At 60.5% G+C, this 22,028-nt stretch carries 19 protein-coding genes; 9 read left to right on the plus strand and 10 right to left on the minus strand.

The genetic code is table 11. From position 1 onward, the window contains the following. Positions 1 to 258 precede the first annotated feature (258 nt). From gap to secG, 4 genes are all read left to right on the plus strand, one after another. The gene (gene gap / locus HMPREF2760_RS02470) at positions 259 to 1,266 is read left to right on the plus strand and encodes a type I glyceraldehyde-3-phosphate dehydrogenase (protein WP_070524294.1); all 1,008 of its coding nucleotides are present in this window, start codon (positions 259 to 261) and stop codon (positions 1,264 to 1,266) included. Positions 1,267 to 1,503: 237 nt separating this feature from the next. Then, entirely contained in the window at positions 1,504 to 2,721 is a 1,218-nt protein-coding gene (gene pgk, locus HMPREF2760_RS02475; RefSeq protein ID WP_070524292.1) for a phosphoglycerate kinase, read from the plus strand. A gap of 42 nt (positions 2,722 to 2,763) precedes the next feature. Continuing rightward, positions 2,764 to 3,543 carry a triose-phosphate isomerase gene (gene tpiA / locus HMPREF2760_RS02480; RefSeq protein ID WP_070524290.1) on the plus strand — a complete coding sequence of 260 codons (780 nt, stop codon included), beginning with the start codon at positions 2,764 to 2,766 and terminating at the stop codon, positions 3,541 to 3,543. Between the two features lie 186 nt (positions 3,544 to 3,729). Next, positions 3,730 to 3,963, plus strand: a complete 234-nt coding sequence (gene secG / locus HMPREF2760_RS02485; RefSeq protein ID WP_070524288.1) for a preprotein translocase subunit SecG — start codon at positions 3,730 to 3,732, stop codon at positions 3,961 to 3,963. A gap of 108 nt (positions 3,964 to 4,071) precedes the next feature. On the opposite strand, the gene pgl is transcribed toward secG, so the two are convergent. The 5 genes from pgl to tkt all read right to left on the minus strand — a co-directional run bounded on the left by pgl (position 4,072) and on the right by tkt (position 10,730). Continuing rightward, on the minus strand, positions 4,072 to 4,833 hold the full coding sequence (pgl, locus tag HMPREF2760_RS02490) for a 6-phosphogluconolactonase (protein ID WP_070524285.1): 762 nt from the start codon (positions 4,831 to 4,833) through the stop codon (positions 4,072 to 4,074). A 71-nt stretch (positions 4,834 to 4,904) separates the two neighbouring features. Continuing rightward, on the minus strand, positions 4,905 to 5,837 hold the full coding sequence (locus tag HMPREF2760_RS02495) for a glucose-6-phosphate dehydrogenase assembly protein OpcA (protein ID WP_070524283.1): 933 nt from the start codon (positions 5,835 to 5,837) through the stop codon (positions 4,905 to 4,907). A 21-nt stretch (positions 5,838 to 5,858) separates the two neighbouring features. Continuing rightward, a complete protein-coding gene (zwf, locus tag HMPREF2760_RS02500) occupies positions 5,859 to 7,391 on the minus strand; it encodes a glucose-6-phosphate dehydrogenase (RefSeq protein ID WP_083299248.1) in 1,533 nt (510 codons plus the stop codon). A 130-nt stretch (positions 7,392 to 7,521) separates the two neighbouring features. Then, positions 7,522 to 8,610, minus strand: coding sequence for a transaldolase (gene tal / locus HMPREF2760_RS02505; protein ID WP_070524280.1), 1,089 nt, complete (start codon positions 8,608 to 8,610; stop codon positions 7,522 to 7,524). A 44-nt stretch (positions 8,611 to 8,654) separates the two neighbouring features. After that, positions 8,655 to 10,730, minus strand: coding sequence for a transketolase (tkt, locus tag HMPREF2760_RS02510; RefSeq protein ID WP_210386340.1), 2,076 nt, complete (start codon positions 10,728 to 10,730; stop codon positions 8,655 to 8,657). Positions 10,731 to 11,070: 340 nt separating this feature from the next. Here tkt and HMPREF2760_RS02515 point away from each other — a divergent pair, with 340 nt between their 5' ends. Continuing rightward, positions 11,071 to 12,015: a heme o synthase gene (locus HMPREF2760_RS02515; RefSeq protein WP_070524276.1), complete on the plus strand. Its 945-nt coding sequence runs from the start codon at positions 11,071 to 11,073 to the stop codon at positions 12,013 to 12,015. Positions 12,016 to 12,034: 19 nt separating this feature from the next. On the opposite strand, the gene HMPREF2760_RS02520 is transcribed toward HMPREF2760_RS02515, so the two are convergent. From HMPREF2760_RS02520 to mptB, 5 genes are all read right to left on the minus strand, one after another. Beyond that, positions 12,035 to 13,006, minus strand: coding sequence for a quinone oxidoreductase family protein (locus HMPREF2760_RS02520; protein ID WP_070596572.1), 972 nt, complete (start codon positions 13,004 to 13,006; stop codon positions 12,035 to 12,037). Positions 13,007 to 13,108: 102 nt separating this feature from the next. Beyond that, the gene (locus tag HMPREF2760_RS02525) at positions 13,109 to 14,119 is read right to left on the minus strand and encodes a COX15/CtaA family protein (protein ID WP_070596573.1); all 1,011 of its coding nucleotides are present in this window, start codon (positions 14,117 to 14,119) and stop codon (positions 13,109 to 13,111) included. 82 nt (positions 14,120 to 14,201) lie between these two features. Then, on the minus strand, positions 14,202 to 14,963 hold the full coding sequence (locus HMPREF2760_RS02530; RefSeq protein ID WP_070596574.1) for an ABC transporter permease: 762 nt from the start codon (positions 14,961 to 14,963) through the stop codon (positions 14,202 to 14,204). A 45-nt stretch (positions 14,964 to 15,008) separates the two neighbouring features. Next, the gene (locus tag HMPREF2760_RS02535; RefSeq protein ID WP_070596575.1) at positions 15,009 to 15,923 is read right to left on the minus strand and encodes an ABC transporter ATP-binding protein; all 915 of its coding nucleotides are present in this window, start codon (positions 15,921 to 15,923) and stop codon (positions 15,009 to 15,011) included. A gap of 6 nt (positions 15,924 to 15,929) precedes the next feature. After that, positions 15,930 to 17,693 (minus strand): polyprenol phosphomannose-dependent alpha 1,6 mannosyltransferase MptB, encoded by a 1,764-nt coding sequence (gene mptB, locus HMPREF2760_RS02540; RefSeq protein ID WP_070596576.1) that lies wholly within the window; start codon positions 17,691 to 17,693, stop codon positions 15,930 to 15,932. A 198-nt stretch (positions 17,694 to 17,891) separates the two neighbouring features. Between mptB and HMPREF2760_RS02545 the strand changes: the two genes are divergently transcribed. The 4 genes from HMPREF2760_RS02545 to sufC are packed head-to-tail and all read left to right on the plus strand — an operon-like array spanning position 17,892 to position 21,987. Then, positions 17,892 to 18,542: a helix-turn-helix transcriptional regulator gene (locus tag HMPREF2760_RS02545; protein ID WP_154736555.1), complete on the plus strand. Its 651-nt coding sequence runs from the start codon at positions 17,892 to 17,894 to the stop codon at positions 18,540 to 18,542. A 22-nt stretch (positions 18,543 to 18,564) separates the two neighbouring features. Continuing rightward, positions 18,565 to 20,010 carry a Fe-S cluster assembly protein SufB gene (gene sufB / locus HMPREF2760_RS02550; RefSeq protein WP_070524260.1) on the plus strand — a complete coding sequence of 482 codons (1,446 nt, stop codon included), beginning with the start codon at positions 18,565 to 18,567 and terminating at the stop codon, positions 20,008 to 20,010. Then, complete coding sequence (gene sufD, locus HMPREF2760_RS02555; protein ID WP_070524258.1) at positions 20,011 to 21,201, plus strand: Fe-S cluster assembly protein SufD; 1,191 nt, start codon at positions 20,011 to 20,013, stop codon at positions 21,199 to 21,201. A gap of 27 nt (positions 21,202 to 21,228) precedes the next feature. Next, on the plus strand, positions 21,229 to 21,987 hold the full coding sequence (gene sufC / locus HMPREF2760_RS02560; protein WP_070524257.1) for a Fe-S cluster assembly ATPase SufC: 759 nt from the start codon (positions 21,229 to 21,231) through the stop codon (positions 21,985 to 21,987). Positions 21,988 to 22,028: the final 41 nt, after the last annotated feature.

Consider the following 22,028-nt stretch of genomic DNA (forward strand, 5'->3'; position numbering starts at 1 on the left):
CCCACCATCCCCGTTTGAAGCCTCACTAGTGTACGCCTCTTTGTGCCGCCATGCGAGAGCTTGCAACAGGAGCTCACATGCTCACTGCGGGAAGCACAATGGGTCGGTACTATCGGCCGTGTTGGGAAAACCACCGAGCACGTCACGGAAGTGGCAGAGCAACGGTCCCGCGGAAGCGGTTTACCGCACTGCCGTTAAAGACAGAGTCTCGGAAGCCCCACAACAGAACTTCACTCGATTATTTGAGGAGACATTACAGTGACCATTCGCGTAGGTATCAACGGATTTGGCCGTATCGGCCGTAACTTCTTCCGTGCAGTTGCACAGGGCAACACCGACCTCGAGGTCGTAGCCGTCAATGACCTGACTGACAACGGCACCCTTGCCAACCTGCTTAAGTACGACTCCGTGCTGGGCCGCTTCGACGGCACCATCGAGCACGACGAGGAGTCCATCACTGTCAACGGTCACCGCATCGCTGTCTCCGCAGAGCGTGACCCGAAGAACCTGAAGTGGTCTGAGCACAACGTTGACATCGTCATCGAGTCCACCGGCTTCTTCACCGACGGTGAGGCTGCCAAGGCTCACATCGAGGCCGGTGCCAAGAAGGTCATCATCTCCGCACCGGGCAAGAACGTTGACGGCACCTTCGTCTACGGCGTCAACTCCGACAAGTACGATGCTGAGAAGCACAATGTCATCTCCGCTGCTTCCTGCACCACCAACTGCCTGGCTCCGATGGCAAAGGTCCTCAACGACAAGTTCGGCATTGAGAAGGGCCTCATGACCACCGTTCACTCCTACACCGGTGACCAGCGCCTGCAGGACGCTCCGCACCGCGACCTGCGCCGCGCCCGCGCCGCCGCCGTGAACATGGTTCCGACCTCCACCGGTGCTGCTAAGGCTGTCGCTCTGGTTCTGCCGGAGCTCGAGGGCAAGCTGGACGGCTACGCAATGCGCGTTCCGACCATCACCGGTTCCGCCACCGACCTGACCTTCGAGGCTTCCCGCGAGGTTACCGCCGAGGAGATCAACGCTGCCATCAAGGAAGCTGCCACCGGCGAATTCGGTGAGACCCTGGGCTACACCGAGGACCCGATTGTCTCCACTGACATCATCACTGACCCGCACGGCTGCATCTTCGATGCCGGCATGACCAAGGTCTCCAACGGCAACTTGGTCAAGGTACTCGGCTGGTACGACAACGAGTGGGGCTACACCAACCAGCTCGTCCGCACCACCTCCTTGGTTGCCTCCAAGCTCTAAGGACTCGATTCTTAGAATGAGCACAGTGAACCAAGCTGTGATTGCCTGCGGTAGCACCACAGGTTAGAAAACCGGCCCATGCGCCATGCCTCATGATTACGTGGCGTGCGCTGGGCCGTTATTCGTCTATCCAGAACGCACACGGCGCCCCGAACCCGCCGTGCTAGGCGTTCACCACACTTTCTAATTGAATAGCATTAACCTTTAGCTTGAATACCTACCTTTAAGGAGAACACTATGGCTTTCAAGACTGTGGACGACTTGCTCGCAGAAGGCGTTTCCGGCCGTCACATCCTTGTTCGTTCGGACTTCAACGTTCCGCTCGATGACGAGGGAAACATCACCGACTCTGGCCGTATCACCGCCTCGTTGCCGACTATCAAGGCATTGATCGAAGGCGGAGCCAAGGTCATCCTGTCCGCGCATCTGGGTCGCCCGAAGGGCGAGGTCAACCCGAAGTACTCCCTGGCACCGGTTGCTGAGGCACTGTCTGAGGCCCTGGGCCAGTACGTTGCCCTGGCCGGCGACGTCAGCGGTGAGGATGCCCATGAGCGCGCCAACGGCCTCAATGATGGCGATGTCCTGCTGCTCGAGAATGTTCGCTTCGATCCTCGCGAAACCTCCAAGGACGAGGCCGAGCGTGGGGCCTTTGCCGATGAGCTCGTTGCACTCGCTGCGGATAATGGCGCCTTCGTTTCTGATGGCTTTGGCGTCGTCCACCGCGCACAGGCTTCGGTGTATGACGTCGCCAAGCGCCTGCCTGCCTACGCCGGCAAGCTGGTTCAGAAGGAAGTGGAGACCCTCGCAGCAGTGGCTGAGAAGCCTGAGCACCCGTATGTTGTCGTACTCGGCGGCGCTAAGGTTTCCGACAAGCTCGGTGTGATCGAAGCCCTTGCTGGCAAGGCCGACAAGGTCATCATCGGCGGCGGCATGTGCTACACGCTCCTGGCTGCAAAGGGCTACAACGTTCAGAATTCCCTGCTGCAAGAAGACCAGATCGACAACTGCAAGGAGCTGCTCGAGCGCTTCGGCGACAAGATCGTCCTGCCGGTCGACCTCGTTGCTGCAACCGAGTTCAACGCTGACGCAGAGAACAAGGTCGTTGCACTCGACGGAATTCCGGAGGGCTGGATGTCCCTCGATATTGGACCGGAGTCTGTAAAGAAGTTCGACGAGGTCATCGCTTCCTCCAAGACCGTCTTCTGGAACGGCCCGATGGGCGTGTTCGAGATGGAGGCCTTCTCCAAGGGCACCGCAGGTGTCGCTCAGTCCATCATCGACGCCACCGCGAAGAACGGCTCCTTCACCGTCGTTGGCGGTGGCGACTCCGCAGCCTCCGTCCGCCTCCTCGGCCTCGACGAAGAAGGCTTCTCCCACATTTCCACGGGCGGCGGCGCTTCCTTGGAGTTCCTGGAGGGCAAGGAGCTGCCGGGCGTTAAGGTCCTGGAATCCTAGTCATATACACCGTCAACACAGTCTGATCTAGAAAGGCTAATCATGGCACGTATCCCGCTAATTGCTGGTAACTGGAAGATGAACCTCGACCACAAGGAAGCCATCAGCTCCCTGCAGAAGTTCGCCTTCTCCCTGCCGAAGGACTACTACGAAAAGGTCGACGTGGCCTTCATGGTCCCGTTCACTGATATCCGCACTGTGCAAACGCTTGTCGACGGCGACGACCTCCAGTTCACCTATGGCGCACAGGATATTTCCAAGCACGAGTCTGGCGCCTACACCGGTGAAGTATCCGGCAAGATGCTGTCCGCCTTGGGCTGCTCGTGGGCAGTCGTAGGCCACTCCGAGCGCCGTCAGTACCATGGCGAGACCGACCAGCTCGTTGCGGAAAAGGCTGCAGCGGCACTGGCTAACGGAATCAGCCCGATTGTGTGCGTCGGCGAACCCCTCAACGTGCGCGAGGCTGGCACCCACGTCGACTACGTGGTCACCCAGACGCGCAACTCCCTGCAGGGGCTTGCCGCAGAGGATCTTGCCAAGACCGTCATCGCATACGAGCCCGTGTGGGCAATCGGCACCGGCAAGGTTGCCTCCGCTGATGACGCACAGGAAGTGTGCGCCGCTATCCGTGAGCTCATTCGCGAGCTGGGTGGCGATGAAGTGGCCGAAGGCATCCGCATTCTCTACGGTGGTTCCGTCAAGGTCGACTCCATCGCAGAGATCGTGGGCAAGCCTGATGTAGACGGCGGCCTCGTCGGCGGTGCATCCCTGAAGGGCGAGGAGTTTGCCAAGTTGGCGGCTAACGCTGCACAGGGCGCTTAGTTCTTCCAGCTGATCGCATCTGCACCACTCTGTCGTGGCGGGGCGGAATGGTTTCTGGCCCGCCACGTGGTGTATCATCAAGGTTTATTGCGCCCGTTCGCTGGCGCCCCTTTTCCAGCGTGAAAGTGATGCACACCTTCACGCGCCACACTAACCGTTTGAACGCGTACAACAAGGAACTATTTCATGATCTTGGCACTGGAAATCATCCTCGTGATTGCCGCAATCTTGATGTCTATCTTCGTGCTGCTGCACAAAGGTAAGGGCGGCGGCCTGTCCAGCCTCTTTGGCGGCGGCGTACAGTCCAACCTGTCTGGTTCCACCGTGGTGGAAAAGAACCTCGACCGCTATACCGTGGTCATGGTGGTCATCTGGCTCGCCTGCATCGTAGCCCTGAACCTGCTGCAGGCTTATAGCTAAAGGCCGCTGACGAGCCTCCGGCTCCGGACACGATTAACGCCGCGTGCCTCCTCACGTCGAGGGGGACACGCGGCGTTATAGGTTTTCTCGGCCCGGGCGCACGCGTTGTTAGAGCTTCTGCGCGGCGTCTTCGCTCACGAAAAGCAGGGTCTCTTCCGCTCCCTGGGCGCCAGCGGCCGGCCAGTCTTCTGCGGCAGCGCCAGCAACAAGGTGTGATACCGCCTCGGCTTTTTCTTCTCCGGAGACAAGGAACCAAATGCGCTGGGAGCGGTTGATCGCGGGATAGGTTAGCGTGACACGCTCCGAAGGCGGCTTCGGGGAATCGTGGACAGCGAATGCATAGTCCGAGTCCTCGTAGACTGCCTCCGAATGCGGGAAGAGGGAATTGATATGGCCTTCGTGTCCCATGCCGAGGAGATGCAGATCAAAACCCTCAGGTGCGAATTCACGAATCTCGCCTTCGTAAGCCTGGGCGGCGTGTTCCATGGACACGGCGCCCAAGTCATAGCCGTGGATATGGCGCTCGGGAACGGCGACCTGGCTCAGGAGTGCTTCGCGGGCTTGGCCCTCGTTGGAATCAGGATCACTGACCGGCACGTTGCGCTCGTCGCCGAAGAAGACATGGACTCGCGTCCAGTCCACCGAGAGGGCAGGGAAGTCGGTTCCTTGCTGCTGGGCGGCGTGAGCAAGGCGAGCCAATTCGCGCAAGACACCAATGCCTGCACCGCCACCGGTGAGGACTACGCGGGCTACTCCGTCTTTGTGAAGGCCTCCGCCCGGGGCTTGAACCGCCGCAACCGTCTCAATAAAGGCGAGTGCGGCGGAGGATATGAGCTCATCGATGTCGCTAACGCGGCGAAGCGTGACCATAGTGCAGAAAGATCCTTGTGAATGCTGTGTCTAGGGGTCTAGGGGTCTAGGTGAAAAAGAAAAGTTTACGACTACACACTGTAGTCCACTCGAGCTAAAGCGCGGAGAGAATGGGCGTATGTCTTATCTGCGTCGAGGTGGCGGAGTTCCTCTGAGAGTACTTCCGCTTCGGAACGTACGGTGAGGCTTACGAGGGACTCTGGGGAGCCGGGAACGCTGACCCTGACCGTCTCGGAATCGACAACGGTCACGCTGACATCTGCAGTGGGGCGGCGGAAGACTACCGAGGAGATCGGGAAAGGACCCGCGGTGCAGTCCGAGACGGTGCGGGTGACGGGGACGGAGAGGGCGTCGAGAAGCCAGCCAGCTGCAAAGTCGACTGCAGCGTGGTGCTCAGCACCAGAAATTTCGACGGAAATGACCGGCTCATGGGGGTGACGGTCAAGCGCCGAGGCTACGATGCCACGCCACAGGGTAATAGCGCCCCACGACATGTCGGAATCACCAGGCGTGTAGCCCGAAGACAACACGTGCAGGTCATACTGGTCAACGCCGCTGCCGAAAGCCACGTTCGTAATGCGGCGTTGGGCGAGTGCGCCGATGGGCACCGCGGCTGGTGACGGTGGGCACGCGGTGGGCCACCATGCCACGATTGGGGTATCGGGAAGGAGAAGGGGAGTAACCGCGGACTCCGCTTGGTCCGCTAGCGCGCCGTGCAGGTGCATCACGACGATTTCGGAAGCGCCCGCTTCGCCGCCCACGCGCAGTTCGGCGTCGAGCCGCGTCTCTTCCTCCAAGGAACCCGTGGCAATCACGATGACGCGAGAAGGGTGCTCGTGGGAGGCATCACGAACCGAGGCGAGAAGGTTGTCTAGGTCATCGCCTTCCTCAGTCATGACGATGAGGGTGAGGACGCGGCCTGTCGTGAGCGTGTAATGCTCCTGCATCTCCACGAGCTTCTTGGAGATCTTGCGCGTAGTCGTATCGGGCAAGGGGATAATCATTAAGCCATTCCTCCTAGGGACCTACGGACGACGCCAGGAATGTCCCCGGCGGCGCAGCATTTTATCGGCAGACTCCGGTCCCCACGTGCCGGCGCGGTATTGTTCCGGCTGACCAATGTTGGACCAGTATTCAATGATGGGATCGAGGATGGACCAAGACAGCTCAACCTCTTCATTGGTGGGGAAGAGGGAGGACTCGTCAAGGAGGGCGTCGAGAATCAGGCGCTCATAGGCCTCGGGAGACTCCTCCGTAAAGGCCTCGGCATACGCGAAGTCCATGTTGACATCGCGGACCTCCATCGTGGATCCGGGGACTTTGGAACCAAAACGCATGGTGACGCCCTCATCTGGCTGAACGCGGATCACCACGGCATTCTGGCCTAGAGCCTCAGCTTGGCCTTGATCAAACGGCTGGTGGGGTGCTGTCTTAAAGACGAGCGCAATTTCAGTCACGCGGCGGCCGAGACGCTTGCCAGTGCGCAGGTAGAAAGGAACACCCGCCCAGCGGCGGGAATTGACCTCAAGAGTGCAGGCTGCATAGGTTTCCGTCGTGGACTCCGGATCAAAACCCTCTTCCTCCCGGAGGCCTTTGACATATTGCGATCCTTGCCAGCCGGCGGAGTATTGGCCACGGGCAGTGGTCTTGTTCAGCGGATGCACGGCGTTGGTGGCTCGCAGCACCTTAATCTTTTCCGCCTGAAGAGCCTCGGGGTCGAAGGAGGAGGGCTCTTCCATTGCTACGAGAGCAAGCAATTGGAGGAGGTGGTTTTGGATGACGTCGCGCGCGGCGCCGATGCCGTCATAATAGCCGGCACGCCCGCCCAGCCCGATGTCCTCAGCCATCGTGATCTGCACGTGATCGATGTAATGCGCATTCCACATTGGCTCGAAAATCTGGTTGGCAAAGCGCAGGGCCATGATGTTTTGGACCGTTTCCTTGCCCAGGTAGTGGTCGATGCGGAAAACCGAGGACTCAGGAAAGACGGCGTTGACAATCTCGTTGAGCTCGCGCGCGGAAGCCTGATCGTGTCCGAATGGCTTTTCAATGATGACGCGGCGCCAGGAATTATCCGTGCTATCGGCCATACCGACGCGCTCAAGCTGGTGGCAAATATCGGAGAAAAACTCCGGCGGTACCGAAAGATAGTAGGCCCAGTTTCCACCCGTGCCGCGGGAGTCATTGAGCTCCGCCAGCCGCGCAGAAAGCTTGTCAAAGCCGGCGTCATCGAAGTTGCCCTGCACAAACTCGATTCCCTTGGCAAGGTGCTCCCACACATGCTCGTTGAAGGTGGTTCGCGCACCTGCTTCGGCGGCCTCGCGGACATAGTCACAGAATGCCTGCTTGTCCCAGTCGCGACGGCCGTAGCCGACCAAAGTGAAGCCTGCAGGAAGCAATCCGCGGTTGGCCAAGTCGTAGATGGCGGGGAGGAGCTTCTTGCGCGCCAAGTCACCCGTGACGCCGAAAATCACCATGCCAGAGGGGCCGGCGATGCGTGGCAGGCGCTTATCCTTCGAGTTGCGCAACGGGTTGACCCACGCGCTGCTAGTGCTCACTAAGTGTCCTTTCGGTCTGTGTGAGGTAAGTCCAACAGCCCAGCATAGCGACACGCGCCCCGCCGACCATAGTTGCATGGCCGTTTGCGGTGCGCGCGGCGATTGTAGGCGGTCAAGAATTCGCGTTCGATTAGGAGAGGCGGTCGGTCATGGAGGCAAGCAATTCCTCCCAGGCGTTGACGAACTTGTCGACGCCCTCCTTCTCCAACACAGCAAAAACATCGTCGAAGTCGATGCCGACTGCCTTCAGCTGTGACCACACGTTCTCTGCCTGCTCAGCAGAGTCACTGAGAGCGTCGCCGTGCAGGTTGCCCTGTTCGAGAACAGCATCGATGGTTTTTTCCGGCATCGTGTTGACGGTATCTGGGCCAGCTAGCTCGGAGACGTACAGTGTGGCGGGGTAGTCGGGGTTCTTGACGCCCGTCGACGCCCACAGGGGGCGCTGTGGGTGTGCACCAGCCGGCAGGTGTGCGCCTGCCTCCTTGAATTCCTTGAGGAACAGAGCATAGGCACGCTGGGCGTTGGCAACCCCGGCCTTTCCGCGCAGTGCGAGGGCTTCTTCAGTGCTGATCAGCTCGAGGCGCTTGTCCACTTCGGTATCCAGGCGGGAGACGAAGAAGGATGCCACGGAATGAATCGTGGAGACGTCCTTTCCAGCCTCGGCAGCGCGTTTGATTCCCTCCTTGTACGCAGCGATGACGTGGGCATAACGCTCTACGGAGAAGATCAGGGTGACGTTGACGGAGATACCTTCCGCAAGCGCCTCGGTGATGGCTGGGAGGGAGCCTTCCGTAGCCGGAATCTTGATCATGAGGTTGGGGCGGTCAACTTTGGCCCACAATTCGCGCGCCTGCTTCAAGGTTGCGTCTGCATCGGCGGAGATGCGTGGATCAACCTCGATGGAGACGCGGCCGTCGCGCCCGCCCGACTTCTCGTAAATCTCAGTGAAGATATCGCATGCGTTGCGGACGTCGTCGATTGCCAGCGAGTACACTGCCTCATCCGCGGTAGCGGACTTTTCCTTCAGCGCTGCGATGTCGGTGTCATAGGAGGTGCCGGAGGACATTGCCGCGGCAAAGATTGCTGGGTTCGTGGTGACGCCCACGATGGACTTGGTGTCCAAGAGCTCACGAAGATTGCCGGAGTCTAGGCGCTCGCGGGAAAGATCGTCTAGCCAGGTCGACGTCCCGAGGCGAGCCAATTCTTCAATATGCGTCATGGTGTTGTGCAGATCCTTTCGTGGTGAGAACTCGGAACGGGAAACTAGCTTTCCTTGGCAGCGTTCAGTGATTCGCGGGCGGCGTCGGCAACAGCGTCGGCGGTGAAGCCGAACTTCTCAAAGAGCTCCGCCGCCGGTGCGGAGGCACCGAAGTGTTCCAGGGATACAGTGCGGCCGAAAGTACCGGTGTACTTGTGCCACGGCATCGAGATGCCAGCCTCCACGGAGACGCGAGCGCGGACCGAGGAGGGAAGGACCGATTCGCGGTAGGAGGCGTCCTGCTCGTCGAACCACTCCAGGCACGGAGCGGAGACAACGCGCGTTGCCGTGCCTTCAGCCTCGAGCTGCTTGGCGGCTTCTACCGCGAGCTGAACCTCGGAACCGGTGGCGAGGAGAATGACGTCCGGGGTTTCCTTCGATGCTTCAACGAGGACGTAGGCGCCGCGGCGAACACCTTCGGCGGCCTTCTCCTTGGTGCCCTCGAGCACGGGCAGGTTCTGTCGGGACAGCGCCAAACCCTTCGGCGCTGCCTTGTATTCGAGTGCCGCTGCCCATGCCTGGGCAGTCTCATTGGCATCGGCCGGGCGGATGACGGAGAGGTTGGGGATGGCACGGAGGGCAGAGAGCGTCTCCACCGGCTGGTGGGTGGGGCCGTCCTCACCCAGACCAATCGAGTCGTGGGTCCACACGTAGTAGGTATCAGTAGACATGAGCGCACCGAGGCGGACGGCAGGGTACTGGTACTCGGAGAAGATGAGGAAGGTACCGCCGTAAACGCGGGTATTACCATGCAGCGCGATGCCATTCATGATTGCGGACATGGCGTGCTCACGAATACCGAAGTGCAGGTTGCGGCCGTAAGGCGTGGCCGTCCAGGCGCCCGTGGTGATGGACTCCGGGCCGAAGGAATCCGCACCCTTGATGACTGTGTTGTTGGAACCCGCCAGGTCGGCGGAGCCGCCCCACATCTCCGGCAGGGAGGCTGCGAGCGCTTGGATAGCGGCCTCAGAGGCCTTGCGAGTGGCCAGAGATTCGCCTGCCTCCCAGGTAGGAAGGTCAGCGGCGAAGTCAGCCGGAAGTTCCCGGGCCTGGAGGCGGTCGAAGAGCTTCTTTTCCTCCGGGTGGGCCGCAGCCCATGCGTCGAACTTCTCCTGCCATTCGGCGTGCTTCTGTGCACCGCGGGCAGTCAGCTCACGGGTGTGAGCGAGGACTTCCTCGTCGATGTGGAAGGACTGTGTGGGATCGAACCCGAGGATTTCCTTGGTGGCGGCGACTTCATCCTCACCGAGGGCGGCGCCGTGGACGCCACCGGTGTTCATCTTGTTCGGTGCCGGGTAGCCGATGACCGTCTTCACACGGATGAAGGAAGGCCGAGAGGTCTCGGCGCGGGCAGCGGCGGCGGCTGCCTCGATGGCTTCAACGTCCTCGCCGGATTCGACGGTCTGCACATGCCAGCCGTAGGCCTCGTAGCGCTTGGCCACATCCTCATTGAAGGCAATGTTGGTGTCGTCCTCAATGGAGATGCGGTTGTCGTCCCAGAAGACGATGAGGTTCCCCAGCTTCTGCGTACCCGCCAGGGACGAAGCCTCAGCAGTCACGCCCTCCTGCAGGTCACCGTCCGAGGCGATGACGTAGATGAAGTGATCGAAGGGAGACTCGCCCGCTGGGGCGGAGGCGTCGAACAATCCGCGCTCCTTGCGCGCGGCCATTGCCATACCAACCGCGGAGGCCAGGCCCTGGCCCAGCGGGCCGGTAGTGATTTCTACGCCGTCGGTGTGGTGCACCTCCGGGTGGCCGGGCGTCTTGGAACCCCAGGTGCGCAAGGACTTGAGGTCCTCCATCTCGAGGCCGAAGCCACCGAGGAAGAGCTGAATGTATTGCGTCAGGGACGAGTGTCCGACGGAAAGGACGAAGCGGTCGCGCCCGGCCCAGTGGGCGTCTGCTGGATCGTGGTTTAGCACGCGTTGGTAGAGCGTGTAGGCCAACGGGGCCAGGGACATAGCGGTACCCGGGTGGCCGGAGCCGCAGTTTTGGACTGCGTCGGCAGCTAGCACGCGCACAGTATCCACGGCGCGGGTATCGAGGTCACTCCAGTCCGAAGGGTAGCGGCGCTGGACCATAGCCTGCAGTTCCGGGGACAACTTATCGTGCGACACGGCGAAAACCTCACTTCGCTTCTGGAAACAGATATACCGTTTATCAGTGTAAAGGTTTTTCGATCCTCGGCGGGGGATTATAGAAACCAGGTTTCGGACGGTAATCTGGCATGGTTGACGCCGTTGCTCCCTGCTATCGGCCAGTGGCCGGCGAGTTTTCTCCGGAGAATGATCTGGATTCTCGCCACGAGGTTTTCAGGATGTGTTCTAGACGTCCTTGGGAACTTTCTAGCACGAGCAGACGACCACTACTTCAGACCAATAAGCCATTCACCCACGTGCCGGATTTACGGAGGACTGTTCCTTGGAGACCATCAAGGCCTATTTTGCGCTAACGAAACCGAGGATCATTGAGCTCCTCCTCGTGGCAGCAATCCCGGCTATGCTCCAGGCCCAGCGTGGATTCGAGGCGGTGTCGTCGAATTTCTGGCTCATCTTATCCACCATCTTTGGTGGCTGGATGGGTGCCGCAGCAGCCCACACGTTCAACAACGTTGTGGACTATGAAATCGATCAGAAGATGCAACGTACGCGCGCTCGCCCGCTGGTGCGCAAGACCATTGCGCGCCGCAATGCCGCTGCCTTCGCCTGGGTCATGCTGGCGCTGTCCGTCTTTTGGCTGGGCGTGCTGGCGCATTCTTGGCTGGCCGCGTTCTTCGTGCTGTTGACCAACTTTTTCTACGTCATCGTCTACACGAAGTTCCTCAAGATGCGGAATTCCCAGAACATCGTGTGGGGCGGTCTCGCTGGCTGTATGCCCGCCATGGTGGGCTGGGCAGTGATTCGGGATAACGCGCCCGCGGGGGAGCCCGATAAGTGGTGGCAGGCCGTGGTGTTGTTCCTCATCATTTTCTTCTGGACCCCACCACACACGTGGGCACTCGCAATGAAGTACAAAGAGGACTACCGCAAGGCTGGGGTACCGATGTTGCCCGTTGTTGCCGGAGAAGTGGAAGTAACTCGCCAAATCGTTTGGTACACAATCGGAACGGTCATCGTAACCTTCCTCATCATCCCGGCCGCTTCGTGGATCTATCTGGTGGCCGCGGTGGCTTCCGGTGCGGTCTTCCTGTGGATGGCCATCCGCCTGCACCAAGGAGTAAAGAAGGGCGCAAAGGTCAAGCCCATGCGCCTGTTTATCTACTCCAACAACTATCTGTCAGTTCTTTTCATCGGCCTGTCCATCGACGCCATCGTGGGTTGGGAGCCCATCGGGCGCATGCTGGGTTGGTCAGCCACGCTCTTTTAATTAGCTAGTGTTTATCTAGCTATTCTTCCTCCCGCACGCGCAAAACAATTGAGCCGGTGGTCTTGCGCTCTTGGAGGTCGCGGTGGGCCTGAGCGGCTTCTGCAAGCGGATATTCTGCAGATACGCGGAAGTCAAGCTCGCCGTCGATAACCGCCTGCACCACGGCCTGAGCGCGCATCTGGAACTCGCCTTCTTGGGAGGTCCAGGCGCCGAGTGAGGGGCGGGTGAGGAAGATGGAGCCGTGCTTATTCAGCAGCTGCGGATCCATGGGCGGGACTGGTCCCGATGCGGCGCCGAAGAGCGCCACAGTACCGCGCGGGCGCACGACTTCGAGGGACTCGCCGAAGGTCGCCTTGCCGACGCCGTCGTAAACCACGTCAACCCCACGCCCACCGTTGTGGCGGCGTACCTGTTCGGCCAGGCCACTGCTGTAGCGGAAGACACAGTCAGCACCTGCGCTATAGGCCAGCTCTTCTTTCTCATCGGTGGAGACCACTGAGTAAACGGTGGCGCCGAGGGACTTGGCCATCTGCGTAAGGACTAGGCCGACGCCGCCCGCACCGGCGGTAATCAGGCACGATGCGCCTTCCCCAAGCTGATATACACCGTGAGTGAGGTAGTGTGCCGTCATGCCTTGGAGGAGCATAGACCCTGCGACAGCGGACGGGATCTCATCCGGGACGGCCACCACGCGGTCGCGCGGCACACAGACCTGCTCGGCATAGGAACCGAATGCGTGATCCCAGGCAACCATCGTGCCCGGGGCGATCTCCCCCTGGGGATCGTGCACAACCCGGCCGGTGCCTTCGAGGCCGAGGATGAAAGGCACAGAGGCGTTGTAGATGCCTTCGCGGTAGTAGGTGTCGATGTAGTTGACGCCGGCCACGGAGACGTCGACAAGCAACTGCTCCTGCGATGGCGTGGGGGAATCTACCTCGGCGTAGGTGAGGACCTCAGGCCCTCCGGTCGTGGTCACCTGAATAGCATGCATGGTGTCTAGGCTAAACGAGATCCCGGCCCCCGCGCAGCAAAAGCGCCGCCTTCCTCCTAGCGTGGTGGGGAAGACGGCGCTGTGAGCACCTACCGGGTTGCCCTAGCTTTGGGTTGCGGAGCTGCTTTCGACACCAATTTGAGTAGCGCTGGAGGAAGCAATTTCAGTGGTGCGGACGCGGCGCAGTCCATGCGCCCACAGTAGGGCGGTGAAGGCCGTAACCACCGAGGACATGCCCACGTGGAAGGGGACTGTCCAGCGTGGAATGTGCAGGTAGAACTGCGTTACGCCAAGAGCCCATTGGATGACGATGCAGGCAATGAGCACCCAGCCGTCCTTCCTGGCCGCCTTGGGCGCACCAGTGCGGTGAAGGAGGAAGACCACGATGAGGGTCAGCGCCAAGTAGACGTACATGCAGATAGCGTGGATGACGGCCATGCCATAGGTATCGACTCCGAGGCGTCCCTCCATGCCCACGCCAGCGTCGCCGGAGTGTGTTCCGGAGCCGGTGACAAAGGTACCGGTCAGCAGCACGATGGAGAGCGCTACCGCAGCAACGACCGCGAGGGTGCGCACGGCGGCAGGGAAGAGGCGAGTAGGGGTTCCGTCATCGGGTTCGTTGATGCGGGAGAACAGCATGGCCGCAATCCACACCAGGGCCATAGAGGGGAGGAAGTGAATTGCCACGCTCCACCAAGAAAGCTTCAGCACGACCGACAGGGCGCCAATGAGTGCCTGCACGAAGATACCTGCGAGCCCCGCCCAAGCATAGACCTTGAGCTCCTTGCGGCGCTGCGCCTTGTGAACGGCCACGATGCTGGCGATGGCCGCCGCCGCAACAACAAAGGTCAAAAGCCGGTTACCGAATTCAATGGCTTGGTGCAGCATGGGGGCCGCGCCTTGAATGGGGACGAGGGAACCGGGGTGGCAGTTGGGCCACGTCACGCAACCAAGGCCGGAACCGGTCACGCGGACGATGGAACCCGATACTGTAATGCCAGCCTGACAGATTAAGAGGACGAGTGCGATAATGCGCTGTGTCTTCAGCGAGGGGCCTGCAGGATTTGTAGCAGGCGCAGGGGTGCGTTGAGAAGAAATGTTGGCAGTACTCACGGGTACTCAGCCTACCGTTCGGCACCGCTCCGGAACCAAAATCAGTATGTGCGTCACGCCGTGCAAGGGAGAAGAATCACTTTTAGCCCTCGAAGCGGAACCAACGCACCGCTGCAAACGACGCTACCGCTGACCAACCGATGAGGAGGAGGATCTCAAAGACAGGGAACGCTCCTTTAAGAGCGATGTCGAGCCCACCGGCCATCGCCACAGTGGGTACGAGCGTGAGTACCCCATTATCGCCCAGACCCTGAGAATACATCACCCAGCCGACGGTGCCGAGCAGAATGAACCAAATGAGGTTGGACACCGCCAGGACAGCCTCAGAGCTGAGGGTCCCGCCGAGCAGCAAGCCGAGCGCTGTAAATGTGGCAACACCAAACGCCAACACCACCACACCGATGGCGGCACCGCCGGCAGTAATACGCAGCCCGAGGATGGCAGCTGCTGTGCCCAGTACAAGGACCTGAAGTACCACCATTGAAAGAACGCCAAGGATCTTTCCCACCACGATGGCCCAAGCCGGAACTCCTGATGCGCCCGTTCGTTTGAGCGCGCCATAGCGACGGTCGAAAGCCAGAGAAATAGCTTGGCCGGTAAACCCAGAGGATGTAGTGCCGACGGCTAGGACCATGGGGAAGATCTCCTCTACGCCGTGGCCCGTACTGTCCTGCATCTTGGCGGCGCCGATCAGGATAGCGAGCGGAATGATGATGCTCAGTAGCTGTTGCTCGCCGTGCCGCAGCATCAGCTTTGACTCGATTGCCCCTTGGGCACGGGCCATGGCGGCAACGCCAACGCGCTGCGGATTCGGGCTGAATGTGCCGGGTGCGAAGGTGCTCATGGAGCTTCTCCTTGATCAAACAAAGTGGTAGGTGTCAGATGCGGGCTAACTGCGCATCTCGCGGCCGGTGAGATCTAGGAAGACCTCTTCGAGGTTACGGTGCGAGGTTTGCAGGTTGCGGAGGACAACGTCGTGCGCGGCTAAGAACGTGGCGAGCTCTGCGATGACCTCCGGGCTGACCGAAGAGGCGAGTCGGTAGTGGAGAGGGCGGGTAGCGTCGGCGGAGATGCCTGCCTTACGCAGCGCCTCAAGGTCCACTGGAGTCGCGGTCTCAAAACTCACCTGTGGGATATCAGCGGAACTCGTCAGCGACGCTGCGGTGCCGCTGGCGACGAGCTGGCCGTGATCAATAATGACGACGCGGTCGCTGAGTGCTTCCGCTTCATCCATGAGGTGCGTGGTGAGGATGACTGTCACGCCATCTGCACGCAAGGCACGGATGAGATCCCACACGGCAAGGCGCGATTGCGCGTCCATACCTGCCGTGGGTTCATCGAGGAAGATCAATTCTGGACGTCCAATGATGGCCAAGGCGAGAGAAAGCCGCTGTTGCTGCCCGCCCGACAAACGGCGGTAACTATTCTTTTCCACCGCCCGCAGCCCTAGGGTATCCAGTAGCCATTCCGGGTCTAAGGGATTGTCGTTATAGGAGGCGCTAAGTTGCAGCATCTCCTTAACCTTGATTCCGGAATAAGAACCTCCGCCCTGCAGCATGATGCCAATGCGGGCGCGCACCGCGTCAGGGTTGCGTGCAGGGTCAAGCCCCAGAACCTCAATGTGGCCGGAGGTGGGTTTCTTAAATCCCTCACACATCTCGATGGTGGTTGTCTTGCCCGCACCATTGGGGCCAAGCAGACATAGAATCTCGCCGTAATTAGCGCGGAAGCTCAGCCCATTTACCGCGTTGACGTCGCCATAGGTCTTTATGACGTTTTCTAGAATGAGAGCCGATCTAGTCACGGGCAGTTAGTTTAAGACACGCACGCCCGCTCGACGCAACGCAACCCACCCCGCAGCGATCAGTGCTACGAACGTCACCACAGCGGCCAAGTAGATAACGAAGACCGTGCCTGGGGGCAGGCCTAGCCCGCGCGGTAGGACGATGAAGCTCATCAACCCGGAGTAAATCATTACCGCCATACGGAAGAAGCGCCGGTTTGCCCACGCCGCGAGCGGCAGCACCGCCCACAGGATGTACCAGGGCTGGACGACTGGGAAGAAAACCACGAGCGCGAAGGTGGACACACCGAGTCCGCCCACCGGGTGGATGGCTCCGCGGAAGGTCGCATACAGCATGCGGAGCATAAAACCGGCGGCAATGATGACGCCGACAGTGCGGGTGACGCTGAGAATGGCCTCGGTGTGATCACCCAAACCCAACAGCATCCCGAGGAAGCCGGCGCCGACGCCCACGGAGGTCGTCGCAGAGAGCCAGGAACGGATCGTAGCCGCGCCGCCTTGACCAAAGATCCATCCAATATCGATACCCGTGACTATCGTGACTGCCGCAATAGAGACGGCGAGCAGAAGCAGCTGGGCAAAACCGGCGCCAAGGACCGCCCGGACGGCGGGCACACCGTGCTTGTCGACGAGCCCGCGAGCAGCCGCCATCCCGACAAACCCAAGTCCAATGAAGCCAGTAACCTTCACCATGCCGGCGCACGAAATGAGGACGCCAGACGCGATGAACAGTGCCCATACCCGCCAACGGGCGGCGTGGGAATCGTTGACAGCCCGAAGGCCCAATTCCACTCCGACGAGAGCCAGCCCAAGCATGAAGGATTCATTGTGAATGCCTCCTACCAGGTGAAGGATGGTCAAGGGGTTGAGGATGCCGAGCCAGAGTGCTGCCTCTGGGGCCACGCGGCAGCGGGCGGCGAGACGTGAAATGGCCCAGCCAGCAGCGATGATGCCGACGAGGGAAAACACTCGGTGAAGGACTACGCCCCAGATGATGGAGTCGTGGGTGAGCCAGCTGACCAATGCGGCCAGTCCTAACGCCACAGGGCCATACGGGGAGGGGGAGTTTGCCCAGATGAAAGGGACCGAACGGGCAAGGTCATTATCTGCGCCCAAAAGTTCCACGGGGCCTGCGGAATAGGGATCGAGGCCTTGCAGCACGATGGATCCGTTGGCCAGGTAGGAGTAGATGTCTTGGGTGAAAAGGGGAGCGGTGACCAGTAGTGGAAGTACCCATCCCAGCCAGGTTCGCCACATCTGGCTTTGCGTCAGCACTCGGGGGGAGTGGCTAAACCTCGTATCTTCCCCGTCGCCCGTTAGCTTTGGATTATGTTCGGCCTTGCGCAGGCGCAGTGGTGCTCCCACGAGTGGGGCCATACAAATCCACGCGGTCACCATGAAACCGACACCGATAAACACGATGGCGGAGGAGGACTGCAGCATTCGTGACATGAGTGAACCGAAAGGTAAGGACTCATACGGGTTTCCCACCACTGGGAGCGCGCCGGCGCCCAGGCCGCCGAGTGCAATGAGCAATGCGCCGATCGTGCCGAGCCAGCGAAGCGTGAACAGTGTACGCAGCTGGGAGATGGTGCGGCGGTGGGCGTCGCCAAGCGCGGCGTGATCTGCGCCCTCGGCGGAGTCGGGGAAGTCTTGGTGAAGGAGCGCGGAACGGGAACCAGGAACACCCATGCGGGGAAGCTCATCGCGCACGCCCCAGATGACGCGGGGCAGTCGCCCCGATCGGGTGTAGTCGCGTTCCATATTCATGACTGTCTACCTTAGCGGCTCAGTGGTGAGCGGGAACTAGCTGCCCGCGACACGAATGAAAGAGTGGAAATTGGGAATGAATTAAGGAACACTAGTGTTGTCTAAACAGGGAATGATTCACTCAAGGAGGTGTGCACCGTGACGAAGGAGTTACCCAGGGAGACTCGCTCGACCGAGGGCGATACTCGCCGCCACGTCATGTTGTTGCTTCTCAAGGACGGCCCGGTGACGGCGTCGTACTTAGGTGAACGCCTAGGTCTCTCTGCAGCCGGCATACGCCGGCACTTAGACATTTTGGTGGAGGAAGGACTCACCGAGGTTGTACACCGCCGCCCAGCAGCCCGTCCCGGGCAGTCGGCAGGCCGTGGTCGCCCCGCCAAGCACTTCCGCCTCACGGATCAAGGCCGTGCCCAATTCGGGCACGCCTATGACCAACTGGCGGCGGAAGCACTCACCGCGTTGCGGGAAGCGGGTGGGCCCGAGGCGGTCCGGCGCTTTGCCAAGGCCCGCTTCGAGCGGCTCGTGGAAGACGTGACTCCTTTGGTAGAGGAGGAAGAATCCGTACCTGAGGTGGCACGCCAGCTGGCCGCTGTGCTTGATGCACACGGCTACGCGGCCACGGTGACATCGGTGGGAAATGGAGTGCAGATTTGCCAGCACCATTGCCCGGTGGCCCATGTGGCTGCTGAGCATCCGGAGTTGTGTGAAGCTGAACAAGAAGTTTTCTCCGCGCTATTAGGCAAACATGTGCAGCCCTTGGCCTCCATCGCGGATGGCCACGGAATCTGCACCACGAATATCCCCTTAAAACCTGTCCCGCCGTCTGCGGTGGAACGGGAAAAAGACTAATCAACATAGAAAGGAGCGGGCTTTGACACAGGCACAACCAGCACCAGGGCTTGAGACCAAGATGAGCGATGATGAGATCATCTCCTCCATCGGTGGATATGACTACGGCTGGCACGATTCGGACGCGGCCGGCCAGGCAGCACACCGAGGTTTGAGCGAAGACGTCGTCCGCGATATCTCGGAGAAGAAGAACGAGCCGGAATGGATGCTTGAGTCCCGACTCAAGGCACTGCGCGTTTTCAACAAGAAGCCGGTGCCTACGTGGGGCCCGGATCTCTCCGACATCGACTTTGACAACATTAAGTACTTTGTCCGCTCCACTGAGAAGCAGGCCCAAACCTGGGATGACCTGCCGTCAGATATTAAGGAGACCTACGACAAGCTGGGTATCCCGGATGCCGAGAAGAAGCGTCTAGTCTCCGGTGTTGCCGCCCAGTACGAGTCCGAGGTGGTCTACCACAAGATTCGTGAGGACCTCGAAGCCCAGGGCGTTATCTTCGTCGATACCGATACTGCTGTGCGCGAGTACCCGGAGATCCTCCAGGAGTACTTCGGCACGGTCATCCCGGCCGGTGACAATAAGTTCTCCGCACTGAACAATGCCTGCTGGTCTGGTGGCTCCTTCGTCTATGTGCCGAAGGGCGTCCACGTGGACATCCCGTTGCAGGCTTACTTCCGCATCAACACGGAGAACATGGGCCAGTTCGAGCGCACCCTCATCATCGTGGAAGAGGACGCCTACGTCCACTACATCGAGGGCTGCACCGCTCCGATCTACAACTCGGACTCACTGCACACCGGTGTCATCGAGATCGTCGTGAAGAAGGGCGGCCGCTGCCGTTATACCACCATTCAGAACTGGTCCACCAACGTCTATAACTTGGTGACCCAGCGCGCCAAGGTGGAAGAGGGCGGCACCATGGAATGGGTCGATGGCAACATCGGTTCCAAGGTCACCATGAAGTACCCCTCCTGCTGGCTGACCGGCGAGCACGCTAAGGGCGAGGTTCTGTCCCTGGCTTTCGCTGCGGACAACCAGGTGCAGGACACCGGCTCCAAGATGGTCCACATGGCGCCGAACACCTCCTCCAACATTGTGTCCAAATCGGTGGCCCGCAATGGTGGCCGCGCCGCTTACCGTGGTTTGGTGCAGGTCAACGCCAACGCTGCCAACTCCACGGCCAACGTCGAGTGTGACGCGCTGCTGGTGGACAACAACTCGCGTTCGGATACGTATCCGTACAACGATATCCGCAACGACCACGTCACCTTGGGCCACGAAGCAACCGTCTCGCAGGTTTCTGAGGAGCAGTTGTTCTACCTCATGTCCCGCGGTATCGCCGAGGAAGAGGCCATGGCGATGATCGTGCGCGGCTTCGTTGAGCCGATTGCAAAGGAGCTCCCCATGGAATACGCATTGGAGCTCAACCGTCTTATCGAGCTGCAGATGGAAGGATCGGTGGGCTAAGTGGTAGCTTCCAACGAATTTAATCCTGCTGACGTCACCAAGGGTGACCAGTTCACGTCATTCAATGTGGAGGACTTCCCGGTCCCGCATGGCCGCGATGAGGTGTGGCGCTTTATCGCCCTGCGTAACCTGCGGGGCCTGCACAACGGTGAGTTTGCGCCGGCGACCGCACAGAAGATCGACGTCACCGCTCCGGAAGGCGTAACCTCCGAAACCGTCGCGCCTGACGACGCCCGCCTTGGCACCGCTGGCGCCCCTGCTGACCGTGTTGCCGCACAGGCCTGGACTTCCATGCCGGAAGCACAGGTTGTCACTGTGGACGCTGAGGCACAGTTGGACCAGCCGGTGGAGATCACCATTACCGGTGCTGGTGAGGGCGTGACCTCCTTTGGTGCGACCTCCATCCACGTGGGACACCACGCCGAAGCCACCATCGTGCTGAAGTACGTCGGCTCCGGCACCCACGCGGACAATGTTGAGTTCGTGTTGGGCGACGGCGCCCACGTCACCGTCGTCGTTGACGCCGATTGGGAAGATGACGCCGTCCACCTTTCCCATCAGATTGCGAAGGTGGGCCGCGACGCCGTCCTGCGCCACAACACCGCCATCTTCGGCGGCGAGATTGTGCGCCTCGTTCCACGCGTGGTTTTCGACGCCCCGGGCGGCGATGCCGAGCTGCTGGGCGTCTACTTCGCCGACGCCGGCCAATACTTCGAGAACCGTCTGCTGGTGGACCACGATGTGCCGAACTGCCGCTCCCGCGTTTTCTACAAGGGCGCGCTGCAGGGCGCTACGGCCGCGCAGAAGGCCGAGGCTGGCTCCGCTTCCCGCACCCCGGAGGCCCGCACCTGCTGGGTCGGTGACGTGCTCATCCGCAAGAACGCGAACAACACGGACACCTATGAGACGAACAACAACCTGATTCTCACCGAGGGCGCACGTGCAGACGCCATCCCGAACCTGGAGATCCAGACCGGTGAGATCGTCGGCGCCGGCCATGCCGCAACTGTGGGCCGCTTCGATGACCTCGAGCTGTTCTACCTCATGTCCCGCGGCATTCCGGCCGCCGAGGCACGCCGCCTCATCATCCGCGGCTTCTTCTCCGAAGTCATCTCACGCATCCCGGTCGAGTCCCTGCGCGAGGAACTGGAATCCCGCGTCGTCGACGAGCTCGCCAAGATCAACGCTTAAAACTCCCCGAAAGCAGGTACCAACTCAATGTCTACTCTGGAAATTAAGAATCTCCACGCGCAGGTGCTCCCCAACGAGGAGGACGGCGAGCCGAAGGAGATCCTCAAGGGCGTCAACCTGACCATCAACTCCGGTGAGACCCATGCCGTCATGGGGCCCAATGGCTCCGGCAAGTCCACCCTGTCCTACGTCATTGCCGGCCACCCCAAGTACGAGGTTACTGAGGGCGAGGTGCTCCTCGACGGCGAAAACATCCTCGAGATGGAAGTTGATGAGCGCGCCCGCGCTGGCCTCTTCCTCGCCATGCAGTACCCGACCGAGGTGCCGGGCGTGAAGATGTCGCAGTTCATGCGCTCTGCCGTGACTGCTATTCGTGGCGAGGCCCCGAAGCTGCGCGAGTGGAACAAGGAGCTCACAGAAGCTCGTGAGAAGCTCTCCATCGACAAGTCCTTCGCCCACCGTTCCGTGAACGAAGGTTTTTCCGGCGGTGAGAAGAAGCGCCACGAGGTCATGCAGCTGGACATCCTGAAGCCGAAGTTCGCAGTCATGGATGAGACCGACTCCGGCCTGGACGTCGACGCCCTGCGCGTGGTTTCCGAGGGTATTAACCGCTACCAGGAAGAAACCAAGGGTGGCATCCTCCTCATCACGCACTACAAGCGCATCCTTAACTACGTCGTCCCGGACTTTGTCCACGTCTTCGCAGACGGACACGTCATCAAGACCGGTGGCGCCGAGCTGGCTGATCAGCTTGAGGCGGACGGCTACGAGCAGTTCCTCAAGTAGAACTCATCAGGCTGCACACACCACGTACGCAATCGATAAAG

The sequence above is a fragment of the Corynebacterium sp. HMSC065D07 genome, from assembly GCF_001810695.1.
Lineage (GTDB): Bacteria > Actinomycetota > Actinomycetes > Mycobacteriales > Mycobacteriaceae > Corynebacterium > Corynebacterium hesseae.

What these genes read in the sequence shown, in the direction of transcription:
- tkt (WP_210386340.1), bottom strand. Translation starts at nt 10,730, where the DNA reads ATGGTCCAGCGCCGCTACCCTTCGGACTGGAGTGACCTCGATACCCGC.
- mptB (WP_070596576.1), bottom strand. Translation starts at nt 17,693, where the DNA reads ATGAATATGGAACGCGACTACACCCGATCGGGGCGACTGCCCCGCGTC.
- pgl (WP_070524285.1), bottom strand. Translation starts at nt 4,833, where the DNA reads ATGGTCACGCTTCGCCGCGTTAGCGACATCGATGAGCTCATATCCTCC.
- HMPREF2760_RS02495 (WP_070524283.1), bottom strand. Translation starts at nt 5,837, where the DNA reads ATGATTATCCCCTTGCCCGATACGACTACGCGCAAGATCTCCAAGAAG.
- HMPREF2760_RS02545 (WP_154736555.1), top strand. Translation starts at nt 17,892, where the DNA reads ATGTTGTTGCTTCTCAAGGACGGCCCGGTGACGGCGTCGTACTTAGGT.
- sufC (WP_070524257.1), top strand. Translation starts at nt 21,229, where the DNA reads ATGTCTACTCTGGAAATTAAGAATCTCCACGCGCAGGTGCTCCCCAAC.
- tal (WP_070524280.1), bottom strand. Translation starts at nt 8,610, where the DNA reads ATGACGCATATTGAAGAATTGGCTCGCCTCGGGACGTCGACCTGGCTA.
- secG (WP_070524288.1), top strand. Translation starts at nt 3,730, where the DNA reads ATGATCTTGGCACTGGAAATCATCCTCGTGATTGCCGCAATCTTGATG.
- HMPREF2760_RS02520 (WP_070596572.1), bottom strand. Translation starts at nt 13,006, where the DNA reads ATGCATGCTATTCAGGTGACCACGACCGGAGGGCCTGAGGTCCTCACC.
- tpiA (WP_070524290.1), top strand. Translation starts at nt 2,764, where the DNA reads ATGGCACGTATCCCGCTAATTGCTGGTAACTGGAAGATGAACCTCGAC.
- pgk (WP_070524292.1), top strand. Translation starts at nt 1,504, where the DNA reads ATGGCTTTCAAGACTGTGGACGACTTGCTCGCAGAAGGCGTTTCCGGC.
- HMPREF2760_RS02530 (WP_070596574.1), bottom strand. Translation starts at nt 14,963, where the DNA reads ATGAGCACCTTCGCACCCGGCACATTCAGCCCGAATCCGCAGCGCGTT.